We start from the raw sequence: 14664 nt of genomic DNA, 5'->3' as shown, positions 1-14664 counted from the left end.
ACAATGACGAGTTATCCACAGTTTTGAGTTATCCACATTCCGATTTCATGTTGAATAAACCTTATGAACAATATACGTTGGATGATACACCCCATTTTTCGAGAATTAACATCATCGGCAAAGACCTGGGTTCAACCGGGAATTGGGCGCAAACTTGCAACTACACCTATAGCATCATATGGGGTTATAGATGCGACTGGGATGGATCATGGAAAGATTCGATCATCGAAATCAACACGAATACGGATTCAACGACGAAAAAGGGATATTCCTTTTTGAGCAGCAACCTCAAGAAAAAAGTGTTTCTTCATGAACTGGGGCATTCGTTGGGGTTGAAACATCCGGCCGATACATCAGAAGTCGCCATCATGAAACAAGGTGATAACGGCTATTATACCATCCAGCAGCATGACAAGGATGTACTGAAGAGCAAGTATGGAGCGTAAGGGGGGATCGATGATGAAGAGAGCCGTCATGATCTGCGGCGCCATGGCGTTGCTGTTTGTCGCCGGTTTTTTTTCATACAAACATCTTGATCCGCAGGTGATCCGTCCCGAGGCTGATTATCACATTTATTCGTTGGACGAAATGGAGCAACTGGCAACCGCCATTGTGGAAGTGGAGTATGAACGGGAAAAATCCTCTGTCGTGAGACTGGACGAAAAGGACAAATATCCGTTGGAAACGAAGACTTTTTCCGAAGTCAAAGTACAAAACGTGTACAAGGGGAATGTCAACATAGGAGATACGCTGACTATCGTTGAATATTATGCCAAATGGCGCGATCTCTATGGATCCTATCAATGGATGCCGAATGAAATCTATGTTCCGCTGTCAAAAGGGAAAACGTATTTATTGTTCCTGTATCAAGGCCCCACCCAGCAGCCCGACACCTACGAGATCATCGGTAATCACCAAGGCAAGTACGTCATTACGACTGCGAAACCTGCTCCGGGCTTGACGGTTGCGGAATTGGAAATCGATGAGGATGACGAGGCGTACAGACAACTTTACAAGCAAGTTTCCGAAAAGTACGGTTTCGGTGAATAATCCGGCAAGCCTGACCAGGGAGACGGCCCGGAGCCTCGACGGATTCGGCAATTGCCGAAATCGCTGTTGCGGCGGCCGCTCGTCACGAGCGTCATCGGGCTGGACGATCTGCCGCATCTGTTCGAGCACGGCGCGCGCCCGGATGATCTCAAAGTGCAGATTCAGATCGGTTGACCGTCAGATCGCCGAGCGGCACCTCGCGTTGTATACGCGGGTGCCGCTTTTTGCATGCCTCAAGGTTGGCTTTGCACGGCTTTCTGCGCTCTTTGCGCTTTTGTCGAAATGGCGCAGATGGCTTCCTTTATTCTGATCGATTGGGCTATACTGATGGCAATGTGAACGTCTCTGAAGCGCAGGCGCATGGCGGCATGCCGATTTTCCGGTCGGCGGTGATGGGGGGAACGAATGAAACGATGACGGAAGCTGTGACAACACTGGAACAATGGCGCGCGTGGCGCAGCGAGGGGTTCAACACGCTGCCGTTGCTTAGGCGCGTGCACCTCAAACCGGGCGAGGATCGGCCGGCCGAGTGGAGCGGCGCGTGGGCGGCGGCGTATCCCCACGCGATCGTGCTCGAGAGCGGCAAGGACGGCCGGTACACGTACCTCGGCCTCCGGCCGTCGGCCGTGCTGCGCGGCAAGGGAAGCGAAGCCGTGGCGACGGAGACGGGCGAAGCAGCGGGCGAGGCGGTGATTGGCAATGCAGCCGTGATCGGTCAGGCGGCGATTGGAGCGGCAGTGAACCGCGGCGCAGAGGCGATTCGCGGCGCAGGGACGACCGGTCAGAAGGATTCGCCGCCGACGCGGCGCTTCACCGGCAAGCCGCTTGACGTGGTACGCGCCTGGATCACGGGGCGCCGGGGGCCGTCGCTGCCGGACGGACCGAAGTGGACGGGCGGCATCGCCGGGCTATTCGCCTACGACATCGTCCGCTCGATCGAGCGGCTGCCCGAGCTGGCAGCCGATGATCTCGGCCTGCCGGACTACCTGTTCCTTAAGCTGGACGAGCTGTGGATCATCGACCACGAGGCGCGGGAGCTGATTCTCTCCTGCCACGTAGAGGTGCCGGACGGGACGGACGACGTCGGGCTGGCCGACCTGTATGATGAAGCGCTGCAACATACCGAGCGCATGCGGGAGATCTGGGCGGGCATCGCGGCGGCCGCCCGCGCGCCGGAGGCGGAGCGGCGGCTTGCGGAGCGGCGAAAAGCGATGGAAGCGGACCGGCTCGAGATCGACATCGACGCGCTCGAAGGGCTGATCCGCCCGTTCAGCAAGCGGGCTTACATGGACGCGGTCGAGCGGATCCGCGACTACATCGCGCAGGGCGACGTGTTCCAGGTGAACCTGTCGCAGCGGATGAGCAAGCGGTCGTCGGCCGACCCGGACGCGCTGTACGAATGGCTGCGGTTGTTCAATCCGTCGCCGTACATGGGCTACCTGCGCTGCCCCGATTTCCGGCTCGTCTCGGCGTCGCCGGAGCTGCTCGTCGCGATGCGCGGCGGGGTCCTCTCGACCCGGCCGATCGCCGGCACGCGCCGCCGCGGCCGCACGCCCGGGGAAGACCGGCGGATGGCGGAAGAGCTGCTCGCGAGCGAGAAGGAGCGGGCCGAGCACATCATGCTCGTCGACCTCGAGCGGAACGATCTCGGACGGATCTCGCGGTACGGCACCGTCCGGGTTAAGGAACTGATGACGATCGAATACTATTCCCACGTCATGCATCTCGTCTCGCAGGTGGAGGGAGAGCTGGCGGAAGGGAAGGATGCGCTGGACGTGATCGGGGCTGTTTTTCCCGGCGGGACGATTACGGGTGCGCCCAAGGTGCGCACGATGGAGATTCTCGAGGAGCTGGAGCCGACGCGGCGCGGTCCGTACTATGGCTCCCTCGGCTGGATTGACTATAGCGGGGATATGGCATTTAATATTCTTATACGCACGATGGTCGTCCGGGACGGCTGCGTGCATATTCAAGCCGGCGGCGGGATCGTGATCGACTCCGACCCCGAGCGGGAGTACAAGGAATCGCTGAACAAGGCCAAGGCGCTCTGGAAGGCGGTTCAATATGTCGAACGCGAAGCGGAAGGCGCGCTTTCGCATGCGGCCGGGGCGGAGAGGCCCGCGAAGGAGGAACGGCGATGATTCTGGTCATCGACAACTACGATTCGTTCACGTATAATCTGGTGCAATATTTGGGCGAGCTCGGCGAGGAGATCGTCGTCAGGCGGAACGACGAGATCGACCTTGCCGGCATTGAAGCGCTGGCCCCGGACCATATTCTGATCTCGCCCGGTCCCTGCACGCCGAACGAGGCGGGCATCAGCCTCGCGCTCATCGACCATTTCAAAGGGAAAATTCCGATCTTCGGCGTCTGCCTCGGCCACCAGGCGATCGGCCAGGCGTTCGGCGGCGAAGTGGTGCGTGCGGAAAATTTGATGCACGGCAAGACGAGCGAGATCCATCATACGGGCAAGGGCGTATTCGCCGGGCTGCCGAACCCGTTTACGGCGACCCGCTACCATTCGCTCATCGTGAAGCGGGAGACATTGCCGGACTGTCTCGAGATTACAGCCGAGACGGAAGCCGGCGAGATCATGGGGATTCGGCACAAAACCTATCCCATCGAAGGGGTGCAGTTCCATCCCGAGTCGATCATGACGGAGCACGGGAGGATGATGCTGCGCCATTTCCTCGCGTACAGGGCGGGTGCCGTCCGATGAGAATCGGGCTGAACGGCGCCGTGCTCGAAGCGGGCAAGGCCGTGATTCCGGCGTTGGATCACGGCCTTCTTTACGGGATCGGGCTGTTCGAGACGTTCCGCACGTACGGCGGCGTGCCGTATGCGCTTGACCGCCGGCTCGCCCGACTGCGGCAGGGGTGCGAAACGCTCGGCATCCGTTGGACAATGACGGATGCGGAAGTCCGAAGATGGCTGGCGGCGGTGCTGGAAGCGAACGGGCTGGCCGACGCGTATGTCCGCCTGACCGTGACCGCCGGCGACGCGGGGCTCGGCCTGAACGACGGGCCGTATGAGCGGCCGAACACGCTGCTCATGGTCAAGCCCTTGCCGCCGCTGGGCGGGCGGCTGTACCGTGAAGGGCGCGAGCTGCGGATCTTGCGGACGCCGCGGGGCATGCCCGAGACGCCGGTTCGGCTCAAATCGCTTCATTACATGACGAATGTGCTGGCGAAAAGGGAGCTTGCGGCGAGCGGCGCGCCGGCGGGGGCGGAAGGGCTGATGCTGACGCGGGAAGGGTGGCTTGCCGAAGGGATCGTGAGCAATCTTTTCTTCGTGAAGGACGGCATCGTGCGGACCCCCGCCATCGCAACCGGCATCCTGCCCGGCATCACGCGCGCGTTGACGCTGGAGCTGGCCCGGTCCGAGGGGCTGGAGACGGAAGAAGGATACTATACGGCGGCCGACCTGCTCATGGCCGACGAAGTCTGGCTGACCGGCTCGGTGCAGGAGATTGTGCCGGTGACGCGGATCGCGGAGGCGGACGGGACGGTGCGCACGGTCGGAAGCGGGCTTGCCGGGCCGGTGACGACAAGGCTGCTCGAGGCGTACCGCGCTAAGGTGCGGCGCTCCATCGGCGCGGCGGCGGAAGGAGTTTGGTGATGCAATGAGACCGGTATTCTGGAGCCGGACATATGAGCTGGCCGGCGGCGTGAATCTGGAATTGGGAAGACGGACGCTCGTTATGGGCATCCTGAACGTGACGCCGGATTCGTTCTCCGACGGCGGGCGGTACCTGGCGGTGGACGCGGCCGTCGAACATGCCGTGCGGATGGTCGAAGCCGGGGCGGACATTCTCGACATCGGCGGCGAATCGACGCGGCCGGGACATGAGCCGGTGCCCGCGGACGAGGAGATCCGGCGCGTCATCCCGGTCATCCGGGCGGTGCGCGAGGCGTTGCCGCATGTGCCGCTCTCGATCGACACGTACAAGGCGGAGACGGCGCGGAAGGCGCTTGAAGCGGGCGTGCACATCATCAACGACATTTGGGGGCTTGCGGCCGATCCGGAGATGGCGCGCACCGCGGCCGAATTCGGCTGTCCGGTCGTCATCAGCCACAACCGGCGCGAAACCGGCGGGTATGCCGATATCGCCCGGGACGTGGCGGCCGATCTGCTGGCATCGGTGCGGACGGCGCTTGATGCGGGTGTCGATCCGTACAACATCTGGCTCGACCCGGGCATCGGTTTCGCGAAAGAATATGAGGACAATCTCGACATGATGGGCCGGCTCGCCGAACTTGTCCGGCTGGGTTACCCGGTGCTGCTCGGCACGTCCCGCAAACGGTTCATCCGCCATACGCTTGATCTGCCGACGGACGACGTCGTCGAAGGAACGGCCGCGACCGTCGCCCTCGGCATCGCCCAAGGCTGCCAGGTCGTGCGCGTGCATGACGTGGACCGCATCGTCCGGACGGTGCGGATGACCGATGCGGTGGTCTATCGGCAGGCCGACATTCGCGGGGAGGCGGGCGTACCATGGACAAAATGATCGTGCGCGGCATGCGTTTTTTCGGCTATCACGGCGTCATTCCGGAGGAGAACCGGCTCGGCCAGCAATTCATGGTGGATGTGGAGCTTGCGCTTGAGCTGGAGGAAGCGGCGGCGGCGGACGACCTGGCGAAGACGATCAACTACGCCGATCTGCACGCGCGGGTGAAGCGAATCGTCGAAGGTCCGCCGTGCAGGCTGATCGAAGCGCTCGCCCGCCGTATTGCAACCGATCTGCTCGACACTTATACTAATATAAATGAAGTTCTGGTCCGCGTGACGAAGCCGCATCCGCCGTTTGACATCCATTTCGACGGCGTGACCGTGGAATTGCGCAGAAAGCGGGAACAACATGACGGGCAAGGATGACATCAAGGCGCCGGCCGGACGGCGCGCCTATATCGCGCTCGGCTCCAATCTGGGAGACAGGGAAGCGCAGCTTGCGGAGGCCTTGCGGCGGCTTCACGCTCGCGACGGCATTACGGTCGACCGGGTGTCCGCCGTCTACGAGACGGATCCGGTCGGGTATGTCGACCAGCCGAAATTTCTCAACATGGCGGCCGCGCTGACGACGGAGCGGCAGCCGCTCGATTTGCTGCGGGAGATGCTGGAAGTGGAGCGGGAACTCGGCAGGGTGCGGAATATCCGCTTCGGTCCGCGCACGATCGACCTTGATCTGCTGCTGATGGACGGCGCCGAGCTTGCGACGGAAGAGCTGACGCTTCCCCATCCCCGGATGATGGAGCGGGCATTCGTGCTCGTGCCGCTGCTCGAAGTGCTGGATGAACACGCATCCTGCAGGCCGGCGGTCGAGTCGGCGGCCCGTGCGGCGCTCTCGCAGGGAAAGGATGGCATCGCAAGATGGACAACGATCACCTGGCCTTGCGCATCCGCGCATTTCGAAAACTGAAAGGACTGACCCAGCAGCAGCTGGCGGACCGGATGGGCGTCTCGGTTGCCGTGCTCGGCTCGCTCGAGCGGGGCACGCGCCGGCCCGATTCCAAGCTGATGCAGCGCATTGCCGAGTCGCTCGGCATCGATTACGACGAACTGACGGGAAACGAGCCCGGCGCCTGACGCTCCGGGCGGCGGTTATGGCGTGCACGGCATCAGATGCGGTTTAAGGGTGCGGTGCGCGCTTTGCGTTGATCTTTTTTGCCTGAACCGGCGGGAAGGAGGCGATGGAACATGCTCAAGATCGGCGATATTGAACTCAAGAATCAGGTGGTGCTCGCGCCGATGGCCGGCGTGTGCAACCCCGCTTTCCGGCTGATCGCGAAGGAGTTCGGATGCGGACTGGTCTGCGCCGAGATGGTCAGCGACAAGGCGATTATTCACGGCAACAAGCGGACGATGGAAATGCTCTATGTGGACGAGCGGGAGAAGCCGCTCAGCCTGCAAATTTTCGGGGGCGACCGCAAGTCGCTTGTCGAGGCGGCGAAAGTCGTCGACAAGCAGACGAACGCCGACATCATCGACATCAACATGGGCTGCCCCGTGCCGAAGGTGACGAAATGCGACGCCGGCGCGCGCTGGCTGCTCGATCCGGACAAAATTTACGAGATGGTGGCGGCTGTCGTCGATGCCGTCGAGAAGCCGGTCACCGTGAAGATGCGGATCGGCTGGGACGACCAGCACATTTACGCCGTCGAGAACGCGCGCGCGGTCGAACGGGCCGGCGGCAAGGCGGTCGCCGTTCACGGGCGCACCCGGGAGCAGCTGTACACGGGCAAGGCCGACTGGAATGTGATCAAGGAAGTGAAGGAGGCCGTCTCGATTCCGGTCATCGGCAACGGCGACGTCTTCACGCCGGAGGACGCGAAGCGGATGCTGGAGACGACCGGCGTAGACGGCGTCATGATCGGCCGGGGAGCGCTCGGCAACCCGTGGATGCTGTACCGGACCGTCCATTATCTGACGACTGGCGAGCTTCTGCCCGAGCCGACGCCGAAGGAGAAGGTCGAAATCGCCGTTCTGCACATGGACCGCCTCATCGCGCTGAAGGGCGAGGCGCAGGCGGTCCGGGAGATGCGCAAGCATCTCGCCTGGTACCTGAAGGGACTGCCGCGGGCCGCCCGCGTGAAGGATCAGATCATGGAAGAGACAAGCCGGGATCGCATGGTAAGCATCCTGAACGACTACGTCGACTCGCTGGAGGAGACGGTCGGCACCGCCTGAATCATGAACGGCCGCGCGGCTGGTCCGCGCGGCTTCGCGGTTCCGCCGGGGCGTCAGGCAGGCACCCCGGCGAGATTGACATACCCGACGGGTATGACCTATAATCATGCAATAACATTGACCCGACCGCAGGCCAGCGGGTAGTTGCAAGTGTCATGACCGGCCGGAGCGGCAATATATTATAGCGAGTTCAGTTCTTATAGGGTATGAAAATTCGCTACGACGGGAGAATCGTTAGATGAGCGACAAAGAAATCATTCTTACGCAAGACGGTTTGAAACGGCTCGAAGAGGAGCTGGAAAACCTCAAATCGGTGAAGCGGCGCGAGGTGGCAGAGCGGATCAAGATCGCCATCGGCTACGGCGACATCAGCGAGAACTCCGAGTATGAAGACGCCAAGAACGAGCAGGCCTTCATCGAAGGGCGAATCATCACCCTGGAGAAAATGCTTCGCAACGCCCGCATCATCAACAACGACGAGATCGACACGGACACGGTCAGCATCGGCTCGATCGTGACGGTGGAAGACGTCGAGTACGGCGACACGATGGAGTACGTGATCGTCGGCACGGCGGAAGCGGATCCGTCGCAGAACAAGATTTCGAACGAAAGCCCTGTCGGCAAGGCGATTCTCGGCAAGAAGAAGGGAACCGTCGTCGACGTGAATGTACCCGCGGGCATCATCAAATACAAGATTGTCGACATCAAGAAGTGAGAAGGGCATAAGGGCATGGTGCAAAAGCTTCCTCCGGAAGCTTTTTTTTCCGACGATGTGGACTTGTAAGTCATTCCGCCCATAAGTTCGCTTATCGGCTATCTGAACAAGGAGTTGGGACATTTGGATCATCAGCAGCAAGGCGGCAGTGTGGAAACGGCCGGACAGGAGCAGGAACTGAGCGAGCTGCTCCGCATCCGGCGAAGCAAGTTGGACGAGCTCCGGAAACTCGGGCTGGACCCGTTCGGCCGGAAGTACGAGCGGACGCATCAGGCGCAGGAGATTCTGGACGCGTACGATGCGCTGGAGACGGAGGAGCTTGAGGCGAAGCAGGTATCCGTCAGCATCGCCGGACGGATCATGCAGAAGCGGTCCATGGGGAAGGCGTCGTTCGCCCACATCCAGGACCTGTCGGGCAGGATCCAGATCTACGTCCGTCAGGACGCGGTCGGCGAGACGGCGTACAAGGCGTTCTCGATGCTCGACATCGGCGACATCATCGGGGTGAAGGGCACCGTCTTCAAGACGAAGACCGGCGAGACTTCCGTCAAGGTCCAGGAGCTGGAGGTGCTGACGAAGTCGCTGCTGCCGCTTCCGGACAAGTATCACGGGCTGAAAGACGTCGAGCTGCGCTACCGGCAGCGCTACGTCGATCTGATCGTCAATCCGGACGTGAAGCAGACGTTCATCACCCGTTCCCGCATCATCCAATCGATGCGGCGCTATCTGGACAGCCACGGCTATCTCGAAGTCGAGACGCCGACGCTGCACGCGATCGCCGGGGGCGCGGCGGCGCGGCCGTTCATCACGCATCACAACGCGCTGGACATGCAGCTCTACATGCGGATCGCGATCGAGCTGCATCTGAAGCGGCTGATCGTCGGCGGTCTGGAGAAGGTGTACGAGATCGGCCGGGTGTACCGGAACGAGGGCGTGTCGACGCGTCACAATCCGGAGTTCACGATGCTGGAGCTGTACGAGGCCTACGCCGACTACCGCGACATCATGACGCTGACCGAGAACCTGATCGCGCATATCGCGCAGGACGTGCTCGGCACGACGAAGATCACGTACCAGGGGATGGAGATCGACCTGGCCCCGCCGTGGCGCCGGGTTTCGATGGTCGAGCTCGTCAAGGAAGCGACGGGCATCGACTTCACGAAGCAGATGAGCGACGAAGAGGCGCATGAACTGGCGAAGGCGCACGGCGTGCCGGTCGAGCCGCACATGCAGTTCGGCCATATCGTCAACGCGTTCTTCGAAAAGTTCTGCGAGCACACGCTTATCCAGCCGACGTTCGTCACGGGCCATCCGGTGGCGATCTCGCCGCTGGCGAAGAAGAATGACGAAGATCCGCGCTTTACGGACCGGTTCGAACTGTTCATCGTCGCGCGGGAGCATGCGAACGCGTTCACCGAGCTGAACGATCCGATCGACCAGCGCGAACGGTTCGAGGCGCAGCTTGCCGAACGCGAGCAAGGCAACGACGAGGCGCATGAAATGGACGAGGATTTCCTGCGCGCGCTGGAATACGGCATGCCGCCGACCGGCGGGCTCGGCATCGGCATCGACCGTCTGGTCATGCTGCTGACGGATGCGCCGTCGATCCGGGATGTGCTGCTGTTCCCGCATATGCGGGATCGCGCCGGCGAATAACGCTTGTTGGCTTGAGACCGCCTGCAGCTGTTGCGGGCGGTCTTTGTTGTGCAGAACGGCGGCGAGCGATTTCTTCCTAAGCTGGCGGAATCTCCTTCTCAACTGGACGAGGCTGCGTGCCCATACTAAAGGCACACCACGTTGCGGAGGAACGCCCATGACAGGACGTGCGCTCACGGTGAGAGGAATGGCGCTCGCCGCGGCGGTGCTGCTGGCCGGCGGCTGCGCGGCCGGGGATGGAGCGGAGGATCGGCGGAAGGAACGTCAGCCGGCGGACCAACGGATGTCGGAGTTCGTGCAGGCGGATCCCGGGGCGGAGCATCCGTCCATGACGGAAACGTCAAAACCGAATGGCAGGGCGGACGAGTCCGCGCCGGTTCGGCGGTCTGCCGAGCGGGACGCATTTGAACCCCGCGGCCGTGCCGGCTCCGATGCGCCAGCGATTCCGGACGACATCCGGGGCATCTATGTCTCCGGCTGGATCGCCGGCAGCAAGGAGCCGATGGAGCGGCTGATCCGGCTCGTCGACGAGACGGACCTGAACGCGATGGTCATCGACGTGAAGAACGACTACGGCCAGCTGACCTACCGGTCGTCGCTGCCGGAAGTCCGCGCCGTCGGCGCCGACCGCGGGGCGCAGGTCCGCGACATGGCCGGCCTGCTCAGGCGGCTGAAGGCGAAGCGGATCTATACGATCGGGCGCGTCGTCGTGTTCAAGGATCCGCTGCTGGCCCGCGCGAAGCCGGAATGGGCGTTCCATACGGCGTCCGGCGCGCTGTGGCGGGACCGGAAAGGGCAGCCCTGGGTCGAGCCGTACCGGCCGGAAGTGCGGGCCTACAACATCGCCATTGCGAAGGAAGCGGCCGCGCTCGGATTCGACGAAATCCAGTTCGACTATGTCCGGTTCCCCGACAACGGGGAAGCGATGGACCGCGTCGTCCGCTACCGCAACCCGGAAGGGTGGACGAAGCGGGAAGCGATCGGCCGGTTTCTCCGCGATGCGCGCAGCGCGCTGCATGCAACCGGCACGGCGCTGTCGGCGGACGTGTTCGGCCTGGTCACGACGGCGCGTGACGACATGGGCATCGGCCAGACGTGGCGGGAGATCGCCCCGGCGGTGGATGTCATCTCCCCGATGGTCTACCCGTCCCATTACGCCGGGGGGACGTACGGCATCCGGCACCCCGACCTGGCGCCGTCGGCCGTCGTCCGGCATGCCCTGGATGATGCCGGCAAGCGCAACCGGGTGCTTTCGGCGGAGGGCGCAAGTCCCGCGAAGATCCGGCCGTGGCTCCAGGCGTTCACCGCCGCCTGGCTGCGCCCGCACCAGCCGTACCGGGCGAGGCAGATCCGCGAGCAGATCCGCGCCGCCGAGGAGGCGGGCGTGAAGCAATTTCTGCTCTGGAACCCGTCCTGCACGTACGATTACCGCTGACGCCGAAGCGCGTTTCGGGGCATCCCGACTGTCCTTGACAGGCCCAAAACCGCTTTGATAATATAACGACAATATACACAGGGAGCCGGTGCCGCGCGGGCTGCGGCCTGCGGTATCCGGCCGCCGGAATGTGTCGAACCGGACCTTCGGGTCCGCATCATCGAGGAGGAACCAACTGTGTGGGAAACGAAGTTTGCCAAGGAAGGGCTGACGTTCGATGACGTGCTGCTCATTCCGCGCAAATCGGAGGTACTGCCGAGGGAAGTCGACGTATCCGTCAAGCTGAGCGGCAGCGTGAAGCTGAACATTCCGCTCATCAGCGCGGGCATGGACACGGTGACGGAGTCGGCAATGGCGATCGCGATTGCGCGGGAAGGCGGCATCGGCATCATCCACAAGAACATGTCGGCGGCCCAGCAAGCGGAAGAAGTCGACCGGGTCAAGCGCTCGGAGAGCGGCGTCATCACGAACCCGTTCTCGCTGACGCCGGAGCATCACGTCTACGACGCCGAGGAACTGATGGGCAAGTACCGGATCTCGGGCGTGCCGATCGTGGATGGCGACGGCAAGCTGGTCGGCATTCTGACGAACCGCGACCTGCGTTTTGTCCATGACTACTCGATCAAGATCAAGGAAGTCATGACCCGCGACAACCTCGTGACGGCGCCCGTCGGCACGACGCTGCAGCAGGCCGAAGGGATTCTCCAGCGGCACAAGATAGAGAAATTGCCGCTCGTCGACGAGAACAACGTGCTGAAAGGCCTCATCACGATCAAGGACATCGAGAAGGCGATCCAGTTCCCGAATGCGGCGAAGGACGCGCAGGGACGGCTGCTCTGCGGCGCCGCGATCGGCATTTCCAAGGACACCTTCGAGCGGGCGGAGGCGCTGGTCAAAGCCGGCGTCGACGTGATCGTCGTCGACTCGGCGCACGGCCACCACGTCAATATCATCGAGACGGTCCGCAAGCTGCGCGCGCTGTATCCGGACCTGACGATCGTCGCGGGCAACGTGGCGACGGGCGAAGCGACGCGCGACCTGATCGAAGCCGGCGCTTCGATCGTCAAAGTCGGCATCGGGCCGGGCTCCATCTGCACGACCCGGGTCATCGCCGGCATCGGCGTGCCGCAGATTACGGCGATCTATGACTGCGCGACGGTGGCGCGCCAGTACGGCGTGCCGATCATCGCGGACGGCGGCATCAAATATTCCGGCGACATTACGAAGGCGATCGCGGCAGGCGCCAGTGCGGTCATGATCGGCAGCCTGTTCGCGGGCACGGAGGAGAGCCCGGGCGAATCGGAGATCTACCAGGGCCGGAGGTTCAAGGTTTACCGCGGCATGGGATCGCTCGGCGCAATGAAGGAAGGCAGCGGCGACCGCTACTTCCAGGAGAACGAGAGCAAGCTCGTGCCGGAAGGCATCGAAGGCCGGGTGCCGTACAAGGGCCCGCTGGCCGACACGGTCCATCAGCTGATCGGCGGGCTGCGCGCCGGCATGGGCTACTGCGGCGCGCGCAACATCCAGGAGCTGATCAACGACACGCAATTTATCCGGATTACGAACGCCGGCCTCAGGGAGAGCCATCCCCACGACGTGCAGATTACGAAGGAAGCGCCGAACTATTCGCTGTAACAAGCGGCTTCCCGGAATCGCACTTGCTGCGCACACCCTGCAACGGGACGCGGACTCGACAAGGTCCGCGTTTTTCTGTAGATGCGGGCGCCGTGCGGAGCGGGCGGTCTTTCGGGATTCCCGGTTTTTCTGCCCGGAAAGACTGTGATACAATTAGGGACGATACGACACGGGGAGAAAGGGGAAACGGAGTTGAACGACCACGGGAAACGGTCTGTCCGAATGCGGACCTTGGCAGCTGTTCTGGCCGTGTTGTTTGTTGTGTATGCGCTCGGGGCCGTGCCTGCGGTCCTGGCGGAAGAAGGTACGGCGACGGTATCGGGAACGACGTTCCAGCTCGGCGAATCGGTTGACGCGGCCATCCTGATCGATTTCGAGACGGGACAAGTCCTGTATGAACGCAATGCGGATCAGCCCAGACCGCCTGCCAGCATGACGAAACTGATGACGGAATATATCGTGCTCAGCCGGATTGCGGAGGGCAAATTGAACTGGTCGGACGTTGTGCCGGTCAGCAAGGAGGCGGCTTCGACGCCGGCCGACGGTTCGCAGATCTATCTGGCTGAGGGCGACAAGCATACGGTTGAGGAATTGTACATTGCGATGGCTGTCGGCTCGGCCAACGACGCGACGGTCGCGCTCGCATCCTATATCGCCGGCTCGGAAGCCGCATTTGTCGACATCATGAACGATACGGCGCGTGAGCTCGGGCTGTCCACGGCGCACTTCACAGGGGCGACCGGCCTGCAGGAAGACACGGTGATTTCGGCCCGTGATCTGTCGAAGCTCGCGCGGGTCATTCTGCAGCAGCACGGCGAGACGTTCCTGAAATATTCGAGCATCACGCAGTACAAATTCCGCGAGCGGGACAAGGATCCGATGATCAACTACAACTGGATGCTCGAAGGGAACAAAGATGTGACGAACTTCCGTCAGTACGCCTATGAAGGCGTCGACGGGATGAAGACCGGCTACATCAGCGCAGCGGGCTACTGCTTCACGGGTACGGCGAAACGCGGCGACATGCGGCTGATCAGCGTCGTGATGGGCACCGACTCGATGGGCGAACGGTTCCTGGAGACGGCGAAACTGTTTGACTACGGGTTCAACAATTTCGAGATGAAGACGGTCGTGGCCCCGAAATCGGTTGTAGAATCGGTGGAAACGGTCAAGATTAAGAAAGGCGTCAAGACCGAAGTGCCGGTTGTGACCGAATCGGATGTCACCTTCCTTGTCCGCAAGGGCGTCGAGCCGCAGATCGAAGTGTCGAACGTTGAAGTTCTGCCGCCGGAAGAGCTTGTCGCACCGCTGCCGGCGGGCACGAAAGCCGGCTCCGTCACCTACGTTTATACGGACGGCGCGAACAAGCTGGAGAAGACGGTCAACCTGATCACGGGCGAGGAAGCGAAGAAGGGCAGCTGGTGGCGGCTCATGTTCCGCGGCATCGGCGACTTTTTCCGCAATCTGTTCAAGGGCATCATCGGGTAGA

General features: G+C 62.1%; 16 protein-coding genes. All 16 read left to right on the top strand.

The window, feature by feature from the left end:
* Positions 1–77 precede the first annotated feature (77 nt).
* The 16 genes from THECO_RS21825 (at position 78) to THECO_RS17770 (ending at position 14663) form a co-directional block, all read left to right on the top strand.
* Positions 78–446 carry a matrixin family metalloprotease gene (locus THECO_RS21825; RefSeq protein WP_157373630.1) on the top strand — a complete coding sequence of 123 codons (369 nt, stop codon included), beginning with the start codon at positions 78–80 and terminating at the stop codon, positions 444–446.
* 10 nt (positions 447–456) lie between these two features.
* Positions 457–1050, top strand: a complete 594-nt coding sequence (locus THECO_RS17835) for a hypothetical protein (protein ID WP_015256410.1) — start codon at positions 457–459, stop codon at positions 1048–1050.
* Positions 1051–1101: 51 nt separating this feature from the next.
* Entirely contained in the window at positions 1102–1224 is a 123-nt protein-coding gene (locus THECO_RS22550; RefSeq protein ID WP_269724207.1) for a hypothetical protein, read from the top strand.
* Positions 1225–1463: 239 nt separating this feature from the next.
* Complete coding sequence (locus THECO_RS17830) at positions 1464–3191, top strand: anthranilate synthase component I family protein (RefSeq protein WP_157373628.1); 1728 nt, start codon at positions 1464–1466, stop codon at positions 3189–3191.
* Positions 3188–3769: an aminodeoxychorismate/anthranilate synthase component II gene (gene pabA, locus THECO_RS17825; RefSeq protein WP_015256408.1), complete on the top strand. Its 582-nt coding sequence runs from the start codon at positions 3188–3190 to the stop codon at positions 3767–3769. The genes THECO_RS17830 and pabA overlap by 4 nt, the downstream gene beginning before the upstream one ends.
* The gene (locus THECO_RS17820) at positions 3766–4668 is read left to right on the top strand and encodes an aminotransferase class IV (RefSeq protein WP_015256407.1); all 903 of its coding nucleotides are present in this window, start codon (positions 3766–3768) and stop codon (positions 4666–4668) included. The genes pabA and THECO_RS17820 overlap by 4 nt, the downstream gene beginning before the upstream one ends.
* Before the next feature lie 4 nt (positions 4669–4672).
* On the top strand, positions 4673–5557 hold the full coding sequence (gene folP / locus THECO_RS17815) for a dihydropteroate synthase (protein ID WP_015256406.1): 885 nt from the start codon (positions 4673–4675) through the stop codon (positions 5555–5557).
* Positions 5545–5925: a dihydroneopterin aldolase gene (gene folB, locus THECO_RS17810; protein ID WP_015256405.1), complete on the top strand. Its 381-nt coding sequence runs from the start codon at positions 5545–5547 to the stop codon at positions 5923–5925. The genes folP and folB overlap by 13 nt, the downstream gene beginning before the upstream one ends.
* Positions 5909–6466, top strand: a complete 558-nt coding sequence (gene folK / locus THECO_RS17805; RefSeq protein ID WP_015256404.1) for a 2-amino-4-hydroxy-6-hydroxymethyldihydropteridine diphosphokinase — start codon at positions 5909–5911, stop codon at positions 6464–6466. The genes folB and folK overlap by 17 nt, the downstream gene beginning before the upstream one ends.
* Positions 6418–6633 carry a helix-turn-helix domain-containing protein gene (locus THECO_RS17800; protein ID WP_015256403.1) on the top strand — a complete coding sequence of 72 codons (216 nt, stop codon included), beginning with the start codon at positions 6418–6420 and terminating at the stop codon, positions 6631–6633. Before folK ends, THECO_RS17800 begins: the two co-directional genes overlap by 49 nt.
* 111 nt (positions 6634–6744) lie before the next feature.
* Entirely contained in the window at positions 6745–7734 is a 990-nt protein-coding gene (gene dusB / locus THECO_RS17795) for a tRNA dihydrouridine synthase DusB (RefSeq protein WP_015256402.1), read from the top strand.
* Between the two features lie 238 nt (positions 7735–7972).
* Positions 7973–8449 carry a transcription elongation factor GreA gene (gene greA, locus THECO_RS17790; RefSeq protein WP_015256401.1) on the top strand — a complete coding sequence of 159 codons (477 nt, stop codon included), beginning with the start codon at positions 7973–7975 and terminating at the stop codon, positions 8447–8449.
* Between the two features lie 123 nt (positions 8450–8572).
* Complete coding sequence (gene lysS / locus THECO_RS17785) at positions 8573–10105, top strand: lysine--tRNA ligase (RefSeq protein ID WP_015256400.1); 1533 nt, start codon at positions 8573–8575, stop codon at positions 10103–10105.
* A gap of 157 nt (positions 10106–10262) precedes the next feature.
* Complete coding sequence (locus THECO_RS17780; protein ID WP_015256399.1) at positions 10263–11540, top strand: putative glycoside hydrolase; 1278 nt, start codon at positions 10263–10265, stop codon at positions 11538–11540.
* A 177-nt stretch (positions 11541–11717) separates the two neighbouring features.
* The gene (gene guaB / locus THECO_RS17775) at positions 11718–13175 is read left to right on the top strand and encodes an IMP dehydrogenase (RefSeq protein WP_015256398.1); all 1458 of its coding nucleotides are present in this window, start codon (positions 11718–11720) and stop codon (positions 13173–13175) included.
* Between the two features lie 222 nt (positions 13176–13397).
* Positions 13398–14663 (top strand): D-alanyl-D-alanine carboxypeptidase family protein, encoded by a 1266-nt coding sequence (locus THECO_RS17770; RefSeq protein WP_015256397.1) that lies wholly within the window; start codon positions 13398–13400, stop codon positions 14661–14663.
* The last annotated feature ends 1 nt before the right edge of the window (position 14664 follow it).

The sequence above is a fragment of the Thermobacillus composti KWC4 genome (assembly GCF_000227705.2).
GTDB lineage: Bacteria > Bacillota > Bacilli > Paenibacillales > Paenibacillaceae > Thermobacillus > Thermobacillus xylanilyticus.
Note: the sequence above shows the minus strand (reverse complement) of the source record. Positions and strands in the feature narration are given on the sequence as shown.